This window comes from Wolbachia endosymbiont (group A) of Sicus ferrugineus, from assembly GCF_947251515.1.
Classification (GTDB): Bacteria; Pseudomonadota; Alphaproteobacteria; order Rickettsiales; family Anaplasmataceae; genus Wolbachia.
Window position 1 is genome coordinate 1198517 of the sequence record NZ_OX366370.1, and the last position, 21140, is coordinate 1219656.

The window sequence follows — 21140 nt, forward strand, 5'->3', positions numbered from 1 at the left end:
CATTAAACCTTAACTTCCGCAATAAGTGCTGCAGTTTCCTTTGCCAATTTAGCTATATTACTACCAGCACCAATAAATAATACTATATCACCTGGACTTGTCGAATCACTAATAAAATGTGAAATGAGTAGAGCATCATTCATAATCTTTACATCATTAAACCCATTACTGATTAAAGCTTTTTGTATATCATCAATCCCACAACCAGGAATAGGCTTGTCTTCTGGGGGATGAATAAGAGTAAGGATTACATAGTCAAACATCATAAAGATCCTTATGAATTCACCAAAAAAATTACGAACGCGAGCAAAACGAAGTGGTTCGATAATTCCTATTACTTTTCCTTTAGTAATCGAACGTGCAGCCGTTAAAGTTGCATATATTTCATTTGGATGATGGGCATAATCATCAATTAACTTAACACCTTTAATATTGGCAATCAAAGAGAATCTTCTTGCTACTCCTTGAAATTCCAAAAGGCCTTTTTTAATCTCTGCATTGCTAATCCCGAGCTTTATCGCAACTGATATTGCAGCCAAGGCGTTACTCATTTTGTGAATACCTATTGCGTTTGCTAGTACTACGTTTTTTAAAGGGCTGGATCCCAGTGTCACGCACTGGGATGACAGAAGGTGATGGGATGACACCTGTTTTTCTGTCATTCCAGTACTTGATACTGGAATCCAGTTGTTCAACACGTCAAATTCTATGCTGTTAGCATGCTGTTTAATGTTGCTGGCTCTAATGTTACCACTTTCAAACCCAAACATCATAGAGTTACTTGCATCATAATTAATGCCTACAGAATCAGGCAAAACTGCAAAATCTGCTTTGCTTATAAACTGAGAAAACGCATTTTTAATATCGTCGAATGTACCATAATGATCCATATGATCGTCGTTAATACTTGTTATAACAGCAATATTTGCAGGAATTTTTAGCATGGTTCCATCAGACTCATCAGCTTCGATTAAAAAAATGTCACTCTTTCCAAGTCTTGAATTACTCTGATACGAATTTAGTATTCCTCCTACAATTACAGTTGCATCAATATTAGAATGATCAAAAATAGAAGCAATCATAGCCGTTGTTGTCGTCTTTCCACTTGAACCCGAAACTGCTATCACATATTTATCTTTCATAATTTCAGTAAGTATGTCTGATCTATGCAAAATGGTTTTATTGTTATTTCTCGCTGTTACTAACTCCACATTATCAGATTCTATCGCAGAAGAATGTACAACTATTTGAGCTTGGCTTATATTATTAGCATTGTGACCAATAAAAACCTCTATGCCCAGCCTTTGTAATCTATCTACATTGTTGTTTGATTGTGCATCACTGCCTTGAACTTTGCAATTGGAATTGTGAAGAATTTCAGCAATGGCACTCATTCCTATTCCACCTATACCAATTATATGTATTATTCTTTTTTGAGTTTTGTTAATATTTAGCAGTAGATGTTTACTCATTACTAAATTTATTATAGTATAATTTAAAATCCTCATAGTATCGAACCCTCTTACCGAATACAATGATAAAAAACCTAGCCTTCCTATGTCTAATATTTGTTTTGATGAGTAGTTGCAGTTTTAGCAACAGGTTTAATTGCACTGCAGGTCATTATAAAATTGGCTGCAGCTACACAATAAATGGTATAACTTATTATCCAAAAAACTGTAAACACTATGAAGAGATAGGGATAGCGTCGTGGTATGGAATAGAAGATCATGGCACGCTTACAGCAAATGGTGAAGTGTTTAACCGTCACTTGATCTCTGCAGCGCATAAGACTTTGCCCCTACCCTGCTTTGCTCTTGTCACTAATTTAGAAAATGGAAGAAAGCTTGTTGTAAGGATTAATGATAGAGGGCCTTTTATTGAAGGCAGAATAATAGACTTATCAGAAAAAGCAGCTCAATTCTTAGGATTTCATAAAGTAGGGCTTGCAAAGGTAAAAGTCCAATACCTAAGAAAGATGTCAGAACAATTGATACAAAATACTCCTCATTACAGAAAGCAATATGAAAAAGAAATGCAGAAACGTCACCCAAAACAAGACAGTGCAGAAAGTAAGGGATATGTTGCATTTTTTAAAAGTGCTCAGGCTGCTAAATCAGCTGCATCAAAGCTTCGCAATCAAGGAATAAAAAATGTTAGATTGCTTTTTAAGAACGATCAATATTGCGTGAAAGTGAGTTATAGGTAGTGGTGAGTGCAGAATTCGAAAGATTTGGTTAATGTAAGAAACGCTGGCTAACTATTGTAAGTTAAAAATGTGATATAAAAAAGATATCAACAATTTATAGCTATACCGCCGCGGTATCTCATCCGCTAACACGTAGCGGAATGATGAATTACTTAACCGTCATGCCACCGCGAACCGTCATACCGCCTCGGTATCTCTAGATCCCGCTAACAAGCAGCGGGATGACGAATTTGTCGTTTTTCAAATTGTCGGTAAATCTAAGTCAGTTTAGCTATAGCACTATAGAGACAAAGATCAAAATTTACTTATTTACGTCTCCAATTTCATTGTGTATAATCGAGACAAAGATTGATATTTCGTATTTTATGTCTCCATCATTTATTGGTAGGCAAACCGAGTTGAAGCAACTGCTGGAGCTTACGGAAAAAAACACTGCATCTTTTGTAGTAGTCAAAGGAAGGCGTCGTATAGGAAAAAGTCGTTTAATTCAAGAGTTTGGTAAACATTTCGAACAACATTACTCATTTGCAGGTTTGCCACCAGAAAAGCATACTACAACATCCCACCAACTTAATGAATTTTCTAGACAAGTTGCTAGACAATTTAATACATCTTTTGCTAGATATGACGACTGGAGTGACTTACTATGGGCAGTTGGTGAACGTTTACTATCTGGCAAAATATTATTGCTCTTTGATGAAATTTCTTGGATGGGCTCAAAAGATCCAACTTTTTTAGGCAAAATAAAGAATTTTTGGGATATACAGCTAAAAAATAATAACAAGCTAATTTTTGTCGTTTGTGGATCTGCATCATCTTGGATCGAGAAAAATATACTTAGTAGTACTGGTTTTGTAGGAAGAATATCGTTGACTTTAACACTCGGGGAGTTATCACTTTCTGATTGCAATGAATTTTGGCCAAAAAATATTTCAGCATACGAAAAGTTTAAGGTGCTTGCAGTAACCGGTGGAATTCCAAAATATTTAGAAGAGGTAAATTTTAAACATGGTGCTGAAGAAAACATTAAAAAGCTTTGTTTTACAAAAGGTGGGTTTTTATACCAATTCTCATTGTTGGTCAGTCAAATAGGAGAAATTGCAGAGTTGTTTAATTGTGGAGCTGGCAAGAGAAGTAATAAATTTGCACAAAGCACCCTAAAGCAGAGCAATTGTATCGTATATTTTATTGCGCAAAATGTTCTGTTTTATGTATAACCAAAGCCTCTCAACAGGATTGAGTTCAGGTGAATATGGAGGTAGGTATATAATCTCAATATTTTTAGCTACCTTTAAATTTTTTGACTTATGCCAACTAGCACAGTCCATAACAAGAACAGCTTCTCTTGTCCCTAGATATTGCGACATTTGCTCAAGAAATACATTCATGCAATCAGTGTTAACATTTAGTGCAAATAAGCTAAAACTCTCTCCATTTTTAGGATTAACTGCACTGTAGAGATAAAAATTATGCCTACCTAATTTTATTTTAACCCGAGTCCTAGTGCCTTTTTTAAACCATCCATGCCCAACTTTCGAATGTGTGCCAAACCTTGATTCATCAAAGAAAAATAGCTCTTTTTCTGGATACTTGCTAATAGCTCCATTGAGATTTTTTTTTGAATTCCTCTTGTTTACTTTTATCTTGTACGTTGTGTACTGGTCTTGGTGTAATATATGAAAATTTCATCTTTTGCATATGGCGGTGTACTGTAGATTTGCTGATATTTAATCCGAACTTTTCCTGGATTCTTATTCTCATTTCTTTAATGGTAATATTAGGATTTTCTTCTATACATGCTTCAATTTGCTGTAGTTGAGCCTGATTTAATTTAGTTTTTCTACGGCGTGATGGAGGAGCAAACAGTTTTTCTTCTCTGCCAAATTTCAAGAGTTTTATCCACGAAGTTAGTGCGCTTCTTGAAATTCAATATATTTTTGCTACAGCCGTTATACTATGCTTTTTTGCCGCAATTACAGCATTTAGTTTTTTTGAAACATATACATTGTTCCTTACTTTCTTCAGCATTTCTTTTGCTGATTCTACTACTTTTTCATCCAATAATTTTGATCTTAATGCCATTTATACCTCGCTACTTCACTTACTTTAGTATGGCTTTTTTCCCATTATTGTCTATCCGTTCTTTGTATAGTGGGAATTGGTATTAGTAGACCTTTTAAGAGACAGACCAAATACTGCAGGGCTTTATTTAACTAAGTGCAAGATTAGTGTTGAAATTGCAAAAGAATTAGCCAAACTCAAAAATCTTACTTCACTTTATTTAAGTGAGTGCAAGATTAGTGTTGAAGTTGCAAAAGAGTTAGCTGAGTTTAAAAATCTTACTTCACTTAATTTAACTCAGTGCGAGATTAGTGTTGAAGTTGTAAAAGAATTAGCTGAGCTCAAAAATCTTACTTCACTCAGTTTATTTGAGTGCAAGGTTAGTGTTGAAATTGCAAAAGAATTAACCAAACTTACAAATTTTACTTCACTCGGTTTAGTTAGGTGCGAGATTAGCAATGAAGCTGCAAAATAATTAGCTAAACTTACAAATCTTACTTTTCTCGGTTGCAAGACTAGCGATAAAGGTACAAACGTAAAACTGCAGAATGAGGTATCAAACTTGCAAGAAAAACTTAAAAGTAGTGGCAAATACTATATTTGTGGAGCAACAGTTGGTTTAGTTATTGGTCTAGTTGCAGCATATTGTTTAGGAGCGGCTGCTTTAACTCCTGTTGGCGTCTCTGTTGCAGTGTTTATTGCATCTGCTGTGGTTGGCGCGTTACTCGGAGCTGGGGTGGGTTATGCTGTGAGTACATATCTTGAAAACACTGAAGTTAAAAATATGCAACCTCACAAGAGTTATTGAAGATCTGTATTAAATACTAGCACAGGGGCTTTCTTCTATAGCTAACACAAGACTATTTCAAGACCTCGTCATCCCGCTGCTTGTTAGCGGCTGAGATACTGCGGCGGTATGAAGTAGAGAAATCTTACTTATTATAGCTATAACACTGAAGTTTACAATCAGAACAAACCACTTGGCCACGTGGAACTGACTTCAGCTTGTCCGTTGAAACTTGATTTGAGCAGAATATACATTTTATTGTGTTGCTTGGAGTAAGTGAGTTATCAACAGTAATTCTATCATCAAAAACAAAACACTCACCTTCCCAATTACCATTTTTATTATGATTTTTTTCAAGGTAAGAAAGAATGCCGCCTTTCAGGTGGTATACATTGTTAAATCCAAGATTTTTCATGTACGCTGTTGATTTTTCGCATCTAATCCCACCAGTGCAGTACATAGCTACTTTCAGGTCTTTACTCTCAGAGAAAGACTTTGCCCACTCAGGAAAATCGCGAAAACGCTGATTATGTGGATTGATTGCATTTTTAAACTTGCCTAATTTCACTTCATACTCATTTCGTGTATCTATTACTAAAACGTCAGGTTGAGAAGTAAAATCATCCCAATGCTCTGGATCAACATATTTACCCTTAAGGGAAATATCAAGATTGCCTACACCAAGATTCACAATCTCTCTTTTTAATTTTACCTTCATCTTGCTAAATGGTTGATATTCTGCTGCACTCTCTTTCCATGTAAGGTCCCTTAGCCTATAATCAGAACGTAGAAAATCGAATATTTTATCAATCGCGTTTCTTTCACCAGATACGGTTGCATTAATACCCTCTTCTGCAAGGAGTATAGTACCCTTTAATTCAATGTTGTCGCATGCAGTTTTTATTTCGTCTTTCATGTCATAATAATTAGAGAGTTCTACAAAGTGATAGAAAGTTGCAATGACGAAGCTCATGATTATTCACTTATCAACTAAAAACATGATATACAAAATTATAAAGATATTCAATAGTACGGCTGTTAATTACTGGATATCTTCAGTTTTTACATATAACATTTTAATATAAAATATAGATCCAAATTAATGTTTTTGAGAGTATTTAAAAATATATTCTTATTTTTAGTAAGTATATTATTCGTCTGTCCTATACTATCGTTAATATCGATTCTATTTACAGAATCAGCAAATTCTGGATGGGTAATCAGCACACTTTTCCCTGAATATATACTGAGTACGCTAATTTTGATGATAGGAGTGGGGGGGATATCCTTCATATTTGGAGTGATTCCAGCATGGCTCACCACATTTTTTTCATTTCCTGGAAGTAAAATTTTTGAGATTGCTTTGTTCTTTCCGGTATCGATTCCTGGATATATAGTAGCGTTCGTCTATGTAAATACACTAGAATTTTCAGGTCCGGTGCAGAGCTCATTAAGAGACATTTTAAAGTGGAGCAAAGGTGACTATTGGTTTCCTGAAATAAAATCCTTAGGTGGTGGAATATTAGTAATGGGATTTAGTTTATATCCATACGTTTATATGCTAGTCCGCTCAAGTCTAAAGAATGTTAGTAACTCAGTCACTATTGCGTCAACACTTGGGTTCTCCTCATTACAGAGCCTGTTTTCTGTCATCATACCTTCCATACGTCCATCAATTATAGCTGGGTTGTCCTTGGTACTAATGGAGGTAATTACGGATTTCGGCACACCACAGTTTCTTGCTATCGATACTTTTACGACAGGAATATATCGCACCTGGTTTTTACTGCATGATAAATATTCAACTACTGTTTTAGCAGTTGCAGAATTGATTTTCGTTGCAACACTAATAGCTATCGAAAAGAAACTACAAAAAAAAGGAATATCTTACTCTTCAATCAACACTAATGCAGATTATCACAACAAACGGAGTGTAAGTGGCACTATACCATTGATCTTTGCTTATCTTATGTGTGTATTGCCGATATTAATAGGTTTTATTTTGCCAATGATTCCGCTCATATATTGGAGCATAGAGAAGGGGTTTTTCATATACGAAGCAAGGTTCTATAATATAATAGCAAATAGTGTTAGTTTATCATTTATCACCGCATTAATCTCAATTAGCATTGCAATAATGATTGGATATACGGCGCGTAAAAGTAAGGTAATCAATAATGTAGCACGTCTCATTTCTTTAGGCTACGCAATTCCAAATGCAATTATCGCAATTAGCATAATAATATTTTTAAGCAGAATATCTTCTTTCATTACTCAATATATTGTGGAAATTAGCTTGGTAGGAACTATTGGCGCATTAGTTTACTCATATTTATTTCGTTTTTTTGCTATATCTTTCAAGGCGGTAGAATCAGGGCTCAAAAAAACACCAAATGAAATTGAGTGGACTGCATATACCATGGGTCATGGGCCTATTTCCACATGTTTGAATGTTCATATCCCTCTCATCAAGAAGAGTATATTATCGGGATTTTTGCTCGTATTTATGGATACTATCAAGGAGCTCACAGCAACACTCATTATAAGACCATTTAATTTTGAAACTATATCAACTAGAATATATGAACTTGTAAGCGATGAGCGCTATAGAGAAGCTGCCCCATTTTCGTTGATAATAGTTATAATAGGCTTAATCTCTACAATAACCTTATTTACACTTGATGATAAGGATAAAAAATAAACGTAACCGTTCACAGATTTCCACTTAATTCTTCAATCTCACTAATAGAAAGGCCTGTAAACTTGACAATAGTGTTAACATCAACATTATTAGCCAGCATTGCTTTTGCGACTTCAATTTTTCCTTTCTCTATACCTTTTTGTATACCTTTCTCTTCAGCAAGATCAAGTCTGTATTCAAGAATGGCTTCTTCTTTCCGTAGATCCATTATTCTTTCTTCGTAAGCTACTAAATCTTTTTCGTTCCAACGAAACTTGTCTAATTCATCATATGCTAGCTTTATTATTGGCGCTTTTTCTGCTATCTCTTTTAAGTCCTCTTCTGTTGTTTCTTCTGCGTATTTAAAAAAGAAACACCACCTTTCTACTATACTTTCTAACTGCTCTACTTTACTTTTTGAAAATTTGGGCAATTCTATAAAGATAAATTGAAAATCTTTTAAGTAATGTCCGTTGGTTTTTATATCACGTATATTATGAGTAGAGATATAATCAACTTCTTCAGGAAGTAAGTTACAATTTGATATAGCAATAAAGAAGACTTTCTTTAAATCAATGTAGTTGCCAGATTTATCTAATTGTCTTGAGTAGGCTTTAGCGGCATATAATTGAGCGCGTTTTTCAAAGCCCTTGTCTCTAGCGAGCTGCATTTCTGCTATATATCTATTTCCGTGAGAATCCTTACAGAGGACATCAACAATACTCTGTTTATCAGAAGCAATCTCAGGATCCATAATAGTGCTAAGAAACTCAACTTCTTGTATTGCATTTATCTCAGTAAACCCTAAAATATCGTTCAAAAAGTGGATCAGGATATTCTTATTTTTTTCCGTTCCAAAGATTTTTTTGAAACACAAATCATTGCGAGGATCGAGAAATTTTGAAAGAGCCATGGCAAAAATGCTTGAAAATATTAATAATTATACACTATTATTAACAATTATTCAACTATATTTTTGAAGATAGCTAGTTTCTGTATTTACTTTAAATTGAAGAAAGCTCAAATGAAAGATCTTGTTTTTCACAGAATGCAGTCTGGTTACTATATAATTTTTTGATTTTCACTTTTCTTTTAACCTTGCAATGATATTTTCTTTGCCGATAAAAATTAATAATTTAGCGAGCTCTGGTCCTGTTTCTGTTCCTGTTAAAGCTGAACGCAACTGCATAAATAAGTCTTTTGCCTTTATATCCAATGTCTGTCGAATAGCTTTTACCCACTCTGATAATGTGTTTTCGTTACAATCGCCTTGAGGCAATGCATTGAACGCAATTTTTATAAGCTCCTTATCAAGAATCACAGGCTCTATATCAGATTTGCATATTTTCCACCACTTGGCCACCTCAGAAAACCTTTCTATATTGTTCCTTATAAAATACCAAAACTCTGAGGAGCCCACTCCAATTTGATTTAAACGTTCTTGTACAATTTCAAATGACATTTGTTTCAGCACTTTGCTATTTAGCTTGTATATTTCACTCAAGCTGAATTGTGCAGATGCTGAGCTAAATTTTTTAATATCAAATGAGTTAATTAAAGACTGTATGTCAACATGAGCTTCTATCGGATCAGATGTTCCAAGTTTTGCTAAATAGCTAGTTAGCGCCATTGGTTCAGTCTCATCTTCTCTTATGGACTTGATATCCAGCCCGCCTTTCCGTTTCGATATCTTGCTATCATCAAAATGTAGTAGAGAAAGGTGAGTAAATATAGGGATTTTCGCTTTTAATGCTTTAATCATTTGGATCTGAACTGCGGTATTAGTTACATGATCTTCCCCACGTACAACATGGGTTACATTAAAGTCAACGTCATCAATAACAGAAGGTAGCATGTATGTATAAATTCCATCTTCTCTTTTTACCACAGGATCGCTGATGTGACTTGTTGCAATATTTATTTCACCTTTAACTTCATCATTCCATTTAACAACTTCATTTCTATCCAATCTAAACCTGAAATGTGGTCTTCGTCCTTCTTGCTCATAATGGATTTTCTCTTGCTCAGTTAGAAGCAATGCACTTCTGTCATAAACAGGAGGAAGTCCTTGTTTTAATTGCAACTTTCGTTTAATTTCTAACTCTTCTCTTGTTTCATAGCATGCATAAATATGCCCTTCTTTTATTAACTGCAAGAACACCTCGTTATAGCGCTCAAAGCGCTCTGATTGCTTAAAACTTGCATCCCAATCGATACCAATCCATTTTAGGTCTTCTATGATATTATTTATATATTTAACATCTGAACGCTGAAGGTCAGTATCATCAAAACGGAGTAGAAATTTTCCATTTTGATTACGTGTGTACATCCAACAAACCAAAGCAGTTCGTACGTTTCCTACGTGGAGATAGCCAGTTGGGCTTGGAGCGAATCTTGTTAGCATTTAAATAGCAATATTGTAAAATAATAACTTATTTACTCTAATTTATTTTAATTTTATATAAATATACGGCTAAAGCAAGTGAGATCTGCTAATACAATTGAGCAAGAGAAAAACAAGTATGGCTATAGCATTGTGGCACCTTTGATATTTGATGGATTAAGACCATATGATAAATTCAAGAAAATTCACAACTTGACGACAAAGGCTAATGTAGCATTATATTGATATCATGACTAACTTAGAAAAGATGAGAGAAAAACTGCAAGATCAAATAAATTATCATAATGTTTTGTATCACCAAAAAAATAAGCCAGAAATAAGTGATGCTGAATATGATGAACTGAAGAAAAAGTTAGCTGAAATAGAGGCACAATTTCCAGAAATTTATGCAACACAAGATAGTGTTGGTGCTCCACCTGATGAGAGGTTTTCTAAGGTGGAACATCAAGAACCTATGCTTTCTCTTGAGAATGCTTATGACGAACAAGATGTAGAGAAATTTTTGTCTAAAATAAAGAGGTTTTTAATTGAGGATAAAATAGAGATATTATGTGAGCCAAAAATTGATGGGTTGTCGTTTTCTGCAATTTATGAGGATGGGAGATTTGTTAAAGCTGCAACTCGAGGTGACGGTTTTTTAGGGGAAGATGTCACTCACAATGTTGCAACAATAAAAGGATTTCCTAAGTTTTTGCAAGGTGTGCAAGGTAGATTGGAAGTAAGAGGTGAAATATACATCAGTAACAGCGACTTTTTAAAGTTAAATGAAAACGATGAATTTGCCAATCCTCGAAATGCAGCTGCTGGTTCTCTAAAGCAATTGGATGCAAACATTACAGCAAGTAGACCACTTAGATATTTTGCTTATTCTTTGATTGGTGGAGCAGAGAAAAGTCAAAGTGAAATACTAAATAAGCTTGAGGCACTTGGTTTTTGCGTAAATGAGCATCAGTCCTTAACGAGTAGTTTGGATGGAATGCTGAAGTTCTATAACGAGGTCTATAATTGTCGCTATAACTTGGATTATGATATTGATGGAATAGTCTATAAAGTAAATGATTTGGTACTACAAAATCGTCTAGGGAATACTCACAAAGCACCGCGCTCAGCACTTGCATACAAGTTTTCTGCAGTTTATGCAAAAACAAAGTTAAATAAGATATTTATACAGGTGGGCAGAACAGGGGTTTTAACTCCAGTTGCAGGTTTAGTGCCAGTCAATATTGGTGGGGTGCTAGTTAGTAGAGCAAGTCTGCATAACCAAGATGAGATAAAACGTAAAGACATAAGAGAGGGAGATATTGTAACAATCAAAAGGGCAGGAGATGTAATTCCCCAGATCATTGAAGTGAACAGAGATTCTCGTCTTCCAAATACACCTGAATTTGTGTTTCCTGGAGTATGCCCTGAATGTGGTAGTAAAGTACGTCAGGTTGAGGGAGAGGCGGCAGTAAGATGTCCTGAGGAACTTGCCTGTAAAGCTCAAATAATAGAAAAACTAAAGCATTTTGTATCGAAAGATGCATTTGACATTGTTGGCCTTGGTGATAAGCAGATAGAGTTTTTTTACGACCTTGATCTGATAAAACAAATCCATGATATTTTTACTTTAGAAGAAAAATTGGATGAATTTAATCTGGAAGGACAGTCTGGCTGGGGCGAGAAATCTATAGCTAATTTGTTAAATTCTATACAAAGCAGAAGGGTAATAACTCTAGATAGGTTTATATTTTCTTTAGGTATTAGATTTATTGGCCAAGTTGCAGCAGAATTGCTTGCAGATTATTATGTTTCTTATGATAATTGGTATAATTCGATGATTGAACTGTCATCAGATAATACTGAGCTAGTTGGTATAGACGGCATAGGAAAAAAAGGGGCTGAATCTTTGGAATCATTTTTTTCTAAGGAACATAACATCAAAATGTTAAATGATCTTACTGCTTGTCTTCAAATTCTTCCTGTGAGCTCCAACTCTAGTGACTCTGTTTTAAATAATAAAATTATAGTGTTTACTGGTAAGCTACTTGCTATGAGTAGAGGAGAGGCAAAAGTAAGAGCCAAAACTCTAGGAGCAAAGGTCAGCTCACATCTTTCTGCTAAAACTGACTACCTAATTGCAGGAGAAAAACCAGGATCCAAATATAAAAAGGCAGTGAAATTAGGTGTAGAAATTTTAGATGAAGACCAGTGGCATAAAGTGATAAGTTCGGGAGTGTTCAAATGACACTTGGATTGTATATTAAATCAAAGTTGCAAGACTATAATGAACAAGCTGTTAATTGGATTGATTGGGTAGGGTCATTACCACAAAAAAACTCCTTTCTTTCTCTCCATTTTTTCTGGGTAAGGTCATGGTGCTGGTACAGGTCCTATAGCTGACCCAAGCAACACGTCATACCGCGATTTATTCGCAGTATCTCAGCATAGATTCCGCTAACAAGTAGCAGAATGACGAATTTTTGTTTTTCAAATTATTGGTAAACCTAATCCACTTTAGCTATAGATCTGACATGTCTTATAGCTTAAGATATTAAAATTGTATAGACTAAAGTGCGCTCAAAGTCAATTAAAAACCCTCCGTTATATAATTGACATTGGGTGCAACATTATGTAACAACAAAGAATTATATCAATAAAGAGGGAATTTATGCCTAATCAAAAAAAGTTTGCATCATATGCAGCAATAACCATAGGGTCTATAGGGCTTATAGCTAGTACCATAGCTCTTACTATGTATCGTTCTAGTTTATCACCTCTTATTGTAGGGGGAATGATTGGCTCTATAATCCCGCTATTTGGATGTGCTGGTATTGGCGTTTTATCGCTTATAGATAGAAGCTTTCTCGATAAAATATATGGTAATATGTATGACCAAAAAAAGATAAATGAAAAAGCTGAATCGTTTGATAAATTGAGTAAGCATGTTGTGCCTCTTATAGAAGGTGCTGTTGTTTCTTTTGGAGTTGGAGCAGGCTTAGTTGCTCTTAGTGTCACATCACCTATACTATAACTATTTTGACTCTAATAGCAAACGCAATTGTTATGCAACTTGTGAGTAAAATAACTGAACGCTCTTCTTCTCCACCAACACCACCAAGTGGCTTGGTTGACAGCGGCGTGAAAGTTAATGGTGCTAGTGCAGGTTGTGTTCCTAGCCCTAGTCATTAGTCAGTTCTTTCCATTCAAGAACCATTTTATTGGCTTGCCTTAATATCTCAACAGAAGGCAAGTCTTCTGTGCTGAGTGGTAGGCGGACAGTTTTGTGTTCTATGAGCCTAATATCATGTAATAGCGCTTTAGTGGGTATTGGGTTGCTGGCAATAAATAGAGCTTTGCAAACTTGTTGCCAGATATCTGTTGAACTTTTCATGTCATTTCCTGTCATTTGAGGAGTTGTTTTTTTTCTAGTTACGTGCTGGAATGACAGTAGGCATTGCTTAACATATTCATGTGCTACATGTGGCCAAACATTGGAAGCAACGGAAACCAGACCAGCCGCACCCTTAGCAGCCATATCGGGTATCATATTATCATCTCCGCAAAAGACCTTAATATTTGGTGCAACTTTCTTATACTGAGCTAAAGTACCAACGGTGCCACTGGAATCTTTGATAGCCCAAAGTTTTTCATGGTCAGATAAGTTATGTACAGTTTCAGGATGAAGATTTATTCCCGCTCTTGATGGAATATTGTAAAGCATAGCCGGTACATGTGCTTTTTCAAGCAGCTTTTCAAACCATAAAGTTTGCCCCATGATTCCAGGCTTTGCATAAATGGGAGTTGTCATTAGATAGCCATGAATAGGCATACCCTTGCAAAAATCAAGCCATTCAAGAGTTTGATATAGATTCACTCCTGGTACACCAATTATAATTTTCGTATTTAATTTTAGCTTACATAAAAATTCAACTAATGTACGCTTTTCAGAATCAGTAAGTGATAGGCCTTCACCTGTGCTACCCAGTAACACTACGCCATTTTCAGCTTCAGCTTGTATTGTAAGTAAACGCTGCAAACTGCGGTAATCTATGTCATCCCCATTGCAATTAAAAGGAGTAACACAAGCAGTCCATAAAAATGTAAATTTCAATTTAAATTGTTAAAATGGTATTTCATCGTCGATTAGTTCATCTTTTATATCGTTGTCAAAACTTTCGTGCTTATTTTTTTGTTCTGTTTCATTTGGCTTGTAATCGGAATTTGGTCGCGAATCCAAGAGAGTAAGAGCGCTATTAAAATTATATAGAACCACCTCTGTTGTGTATCTTTCACTACCGTTTTGGTCAGTCCATTTTCTAGTTCTCAAAGAACCTTCAACATAAACTTTACTGCCTTTGCGTGCAAAATCTTTGACAATTTTTACTAATCCTTCACTAAAAATTACAATATTATGCCATTCTGTCTTTTCAGAGCGCATACCGGAAAGTTTGTCAGTCCAACTTTCAGACGTGGCTATTGAAAAACTTGCCATCTCTTTTCCATTTTGTGTAGTCCTAATTTCAGGATCTTTTCCTAAATTACCAACTAATATGACTTTGTTTATGGTACCACCAGACATAATTATGCTCTAAATAAATCCCTTTATTATCTTATGTGAAAGTACTATTGTCAAATTTAATTAAAAGTGCGCTTGGAGGGATTCGAACCCACGGCCTTTGCCTCCGGAGGGCAACACTCTATCCAACTGAGCTACAAGCGCATATATAGCTACCCACCCGCGGTATCTATGTTGAGATCCCGCTAACGAGCAGCGGGATGACGGTTTTTCAAATTGTCGGTAAACCTAAGTCACTTTGGCTATATACTAAATTATCTAATAGATAAGCTATCCAAGTCAAATTTTTGTTTTGGATAAAGCGTAAACATAACACTCCCATGTCCAAGATATACATTTTGAGAATCATTCGCATGCTTTTTTATTGCTTTTTGATCTACGGCCCATACAAAAGTCACACAATTTTCAGTGACTGAGTGCACCTTTAAGTCCTTAGTATTTATAAACAGCTTTCCATTTACCCATATTTTCCATGTATCGGAAGAAAGATATAAAATTGAGTCTAAACTCACTACCTTACAGTTGAAATTATCTGATACCTCCTCTTTTGCAGCTCTTGAAGACCGTAAATTGAACTTTTCCATTTCATTGACCATTCTATTAACTGGCTCTTCATCAAAAAAAATGCTTTTTACGTTACTATATTGTGACAAAACGTCAAAGTCACTTTCCACTGCTTCTCTTATTATATCGTCCCGATCTGTATAGCTTAGTTTTTGATTGTTAATAAAGAAACACTCTTTTGCACGCAAATTTGCTATATCAATAAAATCATCGATTTCTTGATTGCCAACTTTAAGAATACTTTCAAAATATCTTTTTTCTATCATCATTCCATACTGAGAATGATGACAAACCATTTCATCATCACCTTGTTTTTCTATATATACGCATAAATTTCCACTATTTAATCCTAATATTTTATGCTCAATAAAATCTTCATTGCCAATATATTGTCGGCAAGAATACTCCTTACAAATTTCTATGCTTTCTATGATATCTTCACAACTGCAATATGCATTAACATTGGAAATGAGTAGCGTAAAAATAAAAAACAGCTTTATGTTCATCACCTTATCTACTTAATATAGTATACCAATCAAAGACTATATTAACTCTCACTATCTCTATCATATTACCATTCAAAATTTGATTCATAGTTGCAGCATCAATATTTCTCTGCTTGTTTAAAATAAGAGATTTGATCATAACATAACCGGGCAGATTTGGAATAGACTGTAGAAATAAAAAAATATGCTTATCGCTGATTGAACTTAAATTTAGGACCACTTCACTTTTTATTACTTTTGTGCGTTCACTTTTGTTGTGGAGCTCAACTTCTTCGGGTATAGAAATTGATATTTCAGGTTCTAATATATAGTACTTTTTATATAACCTGCTAAGCTCGAAATTTAAATTTGCAATGTATCTGCTACTGTGTAAATTTGAAGAAGAAATTTTTTTCCATAAATCTAGGTTTTTATTTAGAACAACTTCCTTTTTTTGAATTCCAGTAATCTGTAAATTAATAGAACGTATTTTATCAATCGCAATTTGGTTTTTATTATAAACCTTTTCGTTATAGATAACAACATATGTTAATAACCCTATTAATCCAACAGATAATAACAAATACGATATAAACTGAATTGTAGCTTTTCTTTTTAATTGAGAGATAGTCATTAATCTACATTGCCTCTCCTATTTCAACATCAATAGATAGATTTTGCCCTTTAGCAGCAGGTAAGTTAGAAATATTAATGTCATAGGTACGAAAATTATCGTTTAAATTTTTTCGTAGTTTCTCGTATTGATAGGAAATATTTTTACCGGATCGAAAATTAAACCTTAAAGTTGTGGTAATATAACTTTTTGCCTCATTATAATTCCATTCAAATGATCGAAGCTCTATACCTGGTACTTTTAACTTTTCTACATACTTAACTTGTGTAAGAGGAGAGTATTCTATTTTTGATAAAATATTATTGATATTAATAAAATCATAAATTTCATCTATTTTTTTTACATTATAGCTTTGGCTAAGTTTTGTTAATTGGTTATTTAAGGTGCTCTGCTTTGCGGATAAATGATCAGCGACACTGAAGTTTGAATACAAATTTAGCAAACAAAGGGCGTTAATTACAACTAAAACCAAAGCGAAGTATAGAAAAATTTGAGGAGAGTTTAAATAAAGATAATTGAATAGATAAAATTCTTTAGTTTCCTTTGTATTAAAAATAGCTGCTAATTTATTCTTAAAGCTGTGAAACAAAATTATGGTATCGCAAAAGTTATCTTTTTCACTTATAGTTAGTTCTGCTCCTAATAGTTTGCCTAACTCATATGGAGTTAATATGTTCACACTGTTCTCTGAAAAATTTATGACTGATAAACTAGCTTTAATATCTTCTGATACTATGATGCAAAGGTCGATAGGGTTATTTTTTTCAAACCCAAACTTAGTTAAGGATCGAATAGTATCTTGCACTTCCTGATATATTCCACCAGCAATAATTCCTGGTAAATTATCATTAGTAAATGGTACTAAAAGCGTAAATATCATTTTATTCTCTTTAAGAACCACTTGTCTATAGCCTCCCGTTTTAGTTGCAGCAACTATAATTTTCCAATTATTAGGATCTTTATGTAGAATCTTTTTTGTTATATTACTTATTTCTATAGGAAACATTAATATTCCCTTAAAGTTGGAGCCTATCTCAATAAACACATTCAACCAATATTCTACTAAATGCTTTGCTTTTGATGAAACAAGAAGATAGCACCAGTTTTGATTGAATTTGTTTGGCTTCTCAACCAAAAAAACTGAACTTATGTCATTATTACGAGAAAAATGCTCCATCTTTGTTTTTGCTGATAGATAGGCACTAATCTTGTTTGCCCTTGTAATAAACTGTAGCGAGTAATTTTGATCTGCATGATTAAGCACTAGGTATAAAGGTGCTTTTTTATCTGACGAAAGACATGAAATTAAATCGGAAACTGCTTTATCGTTTTTGCCCTTAACAAAATACCTTTTATTTAAAGTATTATTTTTAAAATATAGTAACATTATGCCTTCTTCTCCAATAGAAAGCATAAGCTTACTTTTGGATTTTGAACTAAACATATTAACAAAACGTATACTTATCTAGAATTAAAAAGGCAATTTATTGAAATTCATTAAACGTTAGAGGGAAATATTGTTATAAATTTTCGCAGCAACATTATTTATATTATAATTTTTTTATAAAATCACTACTAATATTAAGCTATTTAATTAATAAATTAAGAAAACTCATTAATTAGAAATATACACTATCTGCCGATTAACTTTAATTAATAGGAGTTATTAATCTATTTACTATTCTTGTAATATTATTTCTAATGGTAAACATTTCTAGTAATACTGGAACAGTTGTTATTTCAGATATAGAATTTAGTGTAAGTAAACTAACCATTTGCTGAAGAGCACTCATCTTCTGTGGTATTTGATGATGGAGCAACTAATTTGCTCAAAATCTCATCTTTTGGTCCCATAGCGTAAATGACACCATCTGACATGAGGATCACCTTATCAACTACGGACAATAACGGTAGCTTGTGAGTGATGATAACAGTAGTAGTATTTTGCTTTCTTGCAATGCCAATTGCATTAATTAAGCATGCCTCTCCATTGCTATCTAAGTTAGCGTTTGGTTCATCAAGTACTAAAAGTTTTGTGTGACCATAAAAAGCTCTGGCAAGTCCAAGAAGCTGTTTTTGGCCGCCAGAGAGCGTTACTCCTCCAGGACTTCCTATTGTTGTATCATATCCATTTGGTAAGCTTAGTATTAGTTCATGTATTCCTGCAATTTTTGCTGCTTTGATTATTTCTTCAGGATTTGGATCTGGTCTCATGCGAGCAATATTAGCTTTGACACTAGTGTTAAATAACTCAATATCTTGAGGTAAGTAGCCAACATAATTACCAAAATTTTCTCGATTCCAAGTATATACATCAGCGCCATCTAGTCTGACTACACCAGATATTGGCTTCCATACACCAACAGTTAATTTTGCAATAGTGGATTTACCAGAAGCACTTGCACCAATCACACCTACTACGTCCCCTGGTTCTATAATAAATGATATTCCTTTTACTGTTGGCTTATTGCTTCCATAAGGAGTAAAAAATACTCTATCAAATTCCAATTTTCCTTCAGGTTCTGGTAGAGCCATCGTTTGCTCTCTTTTTGGCGATGTTAATATAAGTCTTTGTAGCCTTCCATATGACATTCTAGCCTGATTTAAAAACTTCCAAGTATGAACCGCAGCGTCAAATGGTGCTAATACTCTACCCATTAAAATTGAAGCAGCGATGATGCTACCAGCAGTTTTATGAGCTGTGATTGCAAGTAATGCACCTGTTCCAATTACTGATATTTGCAGAGTTGAGCGCAAAAATTTGGTGATTCCGGTAATCACATTAGAGCGATTTTGTGCTTTGATCTGCATTGCTCGATTCTGATCATTTCGTTTACACCAATCAGAGACTATGAATTCTGACATGCCCATAGCTTCAACTACTTCTGCATTTCTTGTTGCAACATCTATAGCATTGATATTCCGTATAGTTTCTTCGTTGGTTTCTTGTAATATTCGTTTAGTGGCAAGTTCATTCCATATTGCCATAGAGACTAATATAATGATTCCAGCAATAGCTATAAACCCTGTGGAGGTGTGTATCATGAAAATCACAACAAGGTAAATTAACGACCATGGAGTATCAAACAGTGAGAATATACCATTTCCTGTAATGAAATTTTTTATTATCCCGAGATCTCGTATTGCTTCACCACTTGAAGTTGAGCTCTGCACTGACGTTAGCCTGATTGACCTTACTATCAGATCTGGTGTTGCAGTTTTATCGATCCAATCACCTATTTTTGCCATGGCTAAATATCGACAAGTTTCAAGCATTGCAGAACATGCAAATGCAGATAAAGTGATAATTGTCAGCATAGTTAGTGTTGACACACTTTCGCTTGATATCACCCGATCAAGCACTTGAGAGGTATAAAGTGGTAGGAATAACATTAATAAATTTATTCCCGCACTAAACCAAAAGATAAACCAAAATGCACTTTTGCATTTTTCTAGGCAAATATATAGAGCACTTTGCTTCAATTCTTTTTTTATTGATGGCGTAATTTCCACAATCTTCCTCTTAATTTGATTACATGCACCATATACAATTTTTATTACAAAAATATTAATAACGGCAGTTAGCCTGCTTTAAGTGAGTAATATATGTGAATAGGAAATATAAACAATGGTAAAAAGAAGTATAGTTAATATTTCCTTCATCACCTAATTCAAAATTGAGAGTTTTTAATAACTCTCCAACTCCCACTTTGGCCTTGGTGCAAAATTGAGAGAATCGATATAGTTTTTCCTTAACATTTCAATTCCTGCCCATCCAACCATCACTGCATTATCTGTACATAGGTTATTAGGGGGAAAAAATATATTTAAGTTTGTGTGTTTTTTCAATTTTTCTTTCAAGAAATTATTTGCTGCAACTCCGCCGGTAATCACAAAGTCATTGATTTTGATATTTAAAGATTCAGCCATAATAATCGCATTACTAACCCTGTCCAGCAGTATGTCACTAATACACTCTTGAAACGAAGCACACATATCACACACATCTTGCTCGCTCATTTCGAGTTTCTGCACTAAGTTTTTTACTGCTGTCTTGATTCCAGAAAACGAAAAGTTACATCCAGAACGTTTTATCATCGCCCTTGGCAGTTTAAATCTTGCACCATTGCCTTTTTTAGCTAACTTTTCAATTAATGGGCCTCCGGGATAGCTTAAACCCAACATCTTAGCAACTTTATCAAATGCTTCCCCTAACGAATCATCAAGTGTTTCTCCAAGTTTAATATATTTACCTACATCTTGTGCAATTAAAAATTGACAGTGGCCGCCTGATATTAATAGAACTAAAAACGGAAATTTCACCTCATGCAGTAACCTAATAACTAATGCATGCGCTTCTAAGTGATTAACTGCAATAAAAGGTTTTTGTGCTACATGTGCAATTGCTTTAGCCATCATTGTACCAACTATTAATCCACCTATGAGTCCTGGTCCTGATGTTGCTGCAATTGCATTGAGATCACAAAAGTTAAGGTTAGATTTTTCCACGGCGCTTTTTATTAGACCACTTAAATGCTCCATATGAGCACGTGACGCTATTTCAGGGATCACCCCACCGCGTTTTTTGTGTTCTGCTTGGGAGAGAATTTCGTGAGCAAGGACTTGCTTGTCACTATTTACAATCGCTACTGCAGTTTCATCGCAGCTTGTTTCAACAGCTAAAATGGTTTTCATGTATATTCGAACACTTTATTATAAAAACTATACCTTGAAACGCTATAGAAGTTAACTGCAAAG

The 21140-nt window shown here is 34.4% G+C and carries 19 protein-coding genes, 1 tRNA gene and 2 pseudogenes; 8 read left to right on the plus strand and 14 right to left on the minus strand.

What is annotated here, in order from left to right; translation table 11 throughout:
* Nucleotides 1-2 precede the first annotated feature (2 nt).
* Nucleotides 3-1508, minus strand: a complete 1506-nt coding sequence (gene murC, locus OPR24_RS06015; RefSeq protein WP_265033172.1) for a UDP-N-acetylmuramate--L-alanine ligase — start codon at nucleotides 1506-1508, stop codon at nucleotides 3-5.
* Nucleotides 1509-1534: 26 nt separating this feature from the next.
* Between murC and OPR24_RS06020 the strand changes: the two genes are divergently transcribed.
* Nucleotides 1535-2209, plus strand: a complete 675-nt coding sequence (locus OPR24_RS06020) for a septal ring lytic transglycosylase RlpA family protein (RefSeq protein ID WP_320157120.1) — start codon at nucleotides 1535-1537, stop codon at nucleotides 2207-2209.
* A 365-nt stretch (nucleotides 2210-2574) separates the two neighbouring features.
* A pseudogene (locus OPR24_RS06025) lies at nucleotides 2575-3147 on the plus strand (AAA family ATPase); the annotation flags it as partial.
* Nucleotides 3148-3279: 132 nt separating this feature from the next.
* Here OPR24_RS06025 and OPR24_RS06030 read toward each other — a convergent pair.
* Nucleotides 3280-4291: pseudogene (locus OPR24_RS06030) on the minus strand (IS630 family transposase).
* Nucleotides 4292-4367: 76 nt separating this feature from the next.
* On the opposite strand from OPR24_RS06030, the gene OPR24_RS06035 reads away from it, so the two are divergent.
* Together OPR24_RS06035 and OPR24_RS06040 are read left to right on the plus strand one after the other, a co-directional pair.
* Complete coding sequence (locus OPR24_RS06035; protein ID WP_265033176.1) at nucleotides 4368-4745, plus strand: leucine-rich repeat domain-containing protein; 378 nt, start codon at nucleotides 4368-4370, stop codon at nucleotides 4743-4745.
* 87 nt (nucleotides 4746-4832) lie between these two features.
* Nucleotides 4833-5078 carry a hypothetical protein gene (locus OPR24_RS06040; RefSeq protein ID WP_265033178.1) on the plus strand — a complete coding sequence of 82 codons (246 nt, stop codon included), beginning with the start codon at nucleotides 4833-4835 and terminating at the stop codon, nucleotides 5076-5078.
* A gap of 124 nt (nucleotides 5079-5202) precedes the next feature.
* Here the strand turns inward: OPR24_RS06040 and trhO are convergent, their stop codons facing one another.
* On the minus strand, nucleotides 5203-6030 hold the full coding sequence (trhO, locus tag OPR24_RS06045; RefSeq protein ID WP_265033180.1) for an oxygen-dependent tRNA uridine(34) hydroxylase TrhO: 828 nt from the start codon (nucleotides 6028-6030) through the stop codon (nucleotides 5203-5205).
* Nucleotides 6031-6159: 129 nt separating this feature from the next.
* Here trhO and OPR24_RS06050 point away from each other — a divergent pair, with 129 nt between their 5' ends.
* Nucleotides 6160-7758 carry an ABC transporter permease gene (locus OPR24_RS06050; RefSeq protein WP_265033181.1) on the plus strand — a complete coding sequence of 533 codons (1599 nt, stop codon included), beginning with the start codon at nucleotides 6160-6162 and terminating at the stop codon, nucleotides 7756-7758.
* Nucleotides 7759-7768: 10 nt separating this feature from the next.
* Here the strand turns inward: OPR24_RS06050 and OPR24_RS06055 are convergent, their stop codons facing one another.
* Together OPR24_RS06055 and gltX are read right to left on the minus strand one after the other, a co-directional pair.
* A complete protein-coding gene (locus OPR24_RS06055; RefSeq protein ID WP_265033183.1) occupies nucleotides 7769-8650 on the minus strand; it encodes an Rpn family recombination-promoting nuclease/putative transposase in 882 nt (293 codons plus the stop codon).
* A 168-nt stretch (nucleotides 8651-8818) separates the two neighbouring features.
* Nucleotides 8819-10141, minus strand: coding sequence for a glutamate--tRNA ligase (gene gltX / locus OPR24_RS06060; RefSeq protein ID WP_265033184.1), 1323 nt, complete (start codon nucleotides 10139-10141; stop codon nucleotides 8819-8821).
* Between the two features lie 229 nt (nucleotides 10142-10370).
* Between gltX and ligA the strand changes: the two genes are divergently transcribed.
* From ligA to OPR24_RS06075, 3 genes are all read left to right on the plus strand, one after another.
* A complete protein-coding gene (gene ligA, locus OPR24_RS06065) occupies nucleotides 10371-12368 on the plus strand; it encodes an NAD-dependent DNA ligase LigA (protein ID WP_265033185.1) in 1998 nt (665 codons plus the stop codon).
* Nucleotides 12369-12791: 423 nt separating this feature from the next.
* Nucleotides 12792-13154 (plus strand): hypothetical protein, encoded by a 363-nt coding sequence (locus tag OPR24_RS06070; protein WP_265033186.1) that lies wholly within the window; start codon nucleotides 12792-12794, stop codon nucleotides 13152-13154.
* A gap of 5 nt (nucleotides 13155-13159) precedes the next feature.
* A complete protein-coding gene (locus OPR24_RS06075; protein WP_265033188.1) occupies nucleotides 13160-13312 on the plus strand; it encodes a hypothetical protein in 153 nt (50 codons plus the stop codon).
* On the opposite strand, the gene dapA is transcribed toward OPR24_RS06075, so the two are convergent.
* The 9 genes from dapA to tsaD all read right to left on the minus strand — a co-directional run bounded on the left by dapA (nucleotide 13302) and on the right by tsaD (nucleotide 21077).
* On the minus strand, nucleotides 13302-14234 hold the full coding sequence (gene dapA, locus OPR24_RS06080) for a 4-hydroxy-tetrahydrodipicolinate synthase (RefSeq protein WP_265033190.1): 933 nt from the start codon (nucleotides 14232-14234) through the stop codon (nucleotides 13302-13304). The two genes, OPR24_RS06075 and dapA, sit on opposite strands and share 11 nt — an antisense overlap.
* A gap of 9 nt (nucleotides 14235-14243) precedes the next feature.
* Nucleotides 14244-14702, minus strand: coding sequence for a single-stranded DNA-binding protein (gene ssb / locus OPR24_RS06085; protein ID WP_265033193.1), 459 nt, complete (start codon nucleotides 14700-14702; stop codon nucleotides 14244-14246).
* A gap of 67 nt (nucleotides 14703-14769) precedes the next feature.
* Nucleotides 14770-14843: transfer RNA gene (locus tag OPR24_RS06090), tRNA-Arg, on the minus strand.
* Nucleotides 14844-14953: 110 nt separating this feature from the next.
* Nucleotides 14954-15769 carry a hypothetical protein gene (locus OPR24_RS06095; RefSeq protein WP_265034019.1) on the minus strand — a complete coding sequence of 272 codons (816 nt, stop codon included), beginning with the start codon at nucleotides 15767-15769 and terminating at the stop codon, nucleotides 14954-14956.
* Between the two features lie 4 nt (nucleotides 15770-15773).
* The gene (locus OPR24_RS06100; protein ID WP_182184030.1) at nucleotides 15774-16382 is read right to left on the minus strand and encodes a hypothetical protein; all 609 of its coding nucleotides are present in this window, start codon (nucleotides 16380-16382) and stop codon (nucleotides 15774-15776) included.
* A gap of 4 nt (nucleotides 16383-16386) precedes the next feature.
* Nucleotides 16387-17826, minus strand: coding sequence for a hypothetical protein (locus tag OPR24_RS06105; RefSeq protein WP_265033196.1), 1440 nt, complete (start codon nucleotides 17824-17826; stop codon nucleotides 16387-16389).
* Nucleotides 17827-18031: 205 nt separating this feature from the next.
* Complete coding sequence (locus OPR24_RS06110; protein WP_265033199.1) at nucleotides 18032-18157, minus strand: hypothetical protein; 126 nt, start codon at nucleotides 18155-18157, stop codon at nucleotides 18032-18034.
* Entirely contained in the window at nucleotides 18150-19895 is a 1746-nt protein-coding gene (locus OPR24_RS06115; protein WP_265033200.1) for a type I secretion system permease/ATPase, read from the minus strand. The genes OPR24_RS06110 and OPR24_RS06115 overlap by 8 nt, the downstream gene beginning before the upstream one ends.
* A gap of 174 nt (nucleotides 19896-20069) precedes the next feature.
* Complete coding sequence (gene tsaD / locus OPR24_RS06120) at nucleotides 20070-21077, minus strand: tRNA (adenosine(37)-N6)-threonylcarbamoyltransferase complex transferase subunit TsaD (protein ID WP_265033202.1); 1008 nt, start codon at nucleotides 21075-21077, stop codon at nucleotides 20070-20072.
* Nucleotides 21078-21140 lie beyond the last annotated feature (63 nt).

What these genes read in the sequence shown, in the direction of transcription:
- ssb (WP_265033193.1), bottom strand. Translation starts at nt 14,702, where the DNA reads ATGTCTGGTGGTACCATAAACAAAGTCATATTAGTTGGTAATTTAGGA.
- murC (WP_265033172.1), bottom strand. Translation starts at nt 1,508, where the DNA reads ATGAGGATTTTAAATTATACTATAATAAATTTAGTAATGAGTAAACAT.
- trhO (WP_265033180.1), bottom strand. Translation starts at nt 6,030, where the DNA reads ATGAGCTTCGTCATTGCAACTTTCTATCACTTTGTAGAACTCTCTAAT.
- OPR24_RS06055 (WP_265033183.1), bottom strand. Translation starts at nt 8,650, where the DNA reads ATGGCTCTTTCAAAATTTCTCGATCCTCGCAATGATTTGTGTTTCAAA.
- OPR24_RS06100 (WP_182184030.1), bottom strand. Translation starts at nt 16,382, where the DNA reads ATGACTATCTCTCAATTAAAAAGAAAAGCTACAATTCAGTTTATATCG.
- OPR24_RS06070 (WP_265033186.1), top strand. Translation starts at nt 12,792, where the DNA reads ATGCCTAATCAAAAAAAGTTTGCATCATATGCAGCAATAACCATAGGG.
- gltX (WP_265033184.1), bottom strand. Translation starts at nt 10,141, where the DNA reads ATGCTAACAAGATTCGCTCCAAGCCCAACTGGCTATCTCCACGTAGGA.
- OPR24_RS06050 (WP_265033181.1), top strand. Translation starts at nt 6,160, where the DNA reads ATGTTTTTGAGAGTATTTAAAAATATATTCTTATTTTTAGTAAGTATA.
- OPR24_RS06020 (WP_320157120.1), top strand. Translation starts at nt 1,535, where the DNA reads ATGATAAAAAACCTAGCCTTCCTATGTCTAATATTTGTTTTGATGAGT.
- OPR24_RS06095 (WP_265034019.1), bottom strand. Translation starts at nt 15,769, where the DNA reads ATGAACATAAAGCTGTTTTTTATTTTTACGCTACTCATTTCCAATGTT.
- OPR24_RS06105 (WP_265033196.1), bottom strand. Translation starts at nt 17,826, where the DNA reads ATGTTTAGTTCAAAATCCAAAAGTAAGCTTATGCTTTCTATTGGAGAA.
- tsaD (WP_265033202.1), bottom strand. Translation starts at nt 21,077, where the DNA reads ATGAAAACCATTTTAGCTGTTGAAACAAGCTGCGATGAAACTGCAGTA.
- ligA (WP_265033185.1), top strand. Translation starts at nt 10,371, where the DNA reads ATGACTAACTTAGAAAAGATGAGAGAAAAACTGCAAGATCAAATAAAT.
- OPR24_RS06110 (WP_265033199.1), bottom strand. Translation starts at nt 18,157, where the DNA reads ATGGTTAGTTTACTTACACTAAATTCTATATCTGAAATAACAACTGTT.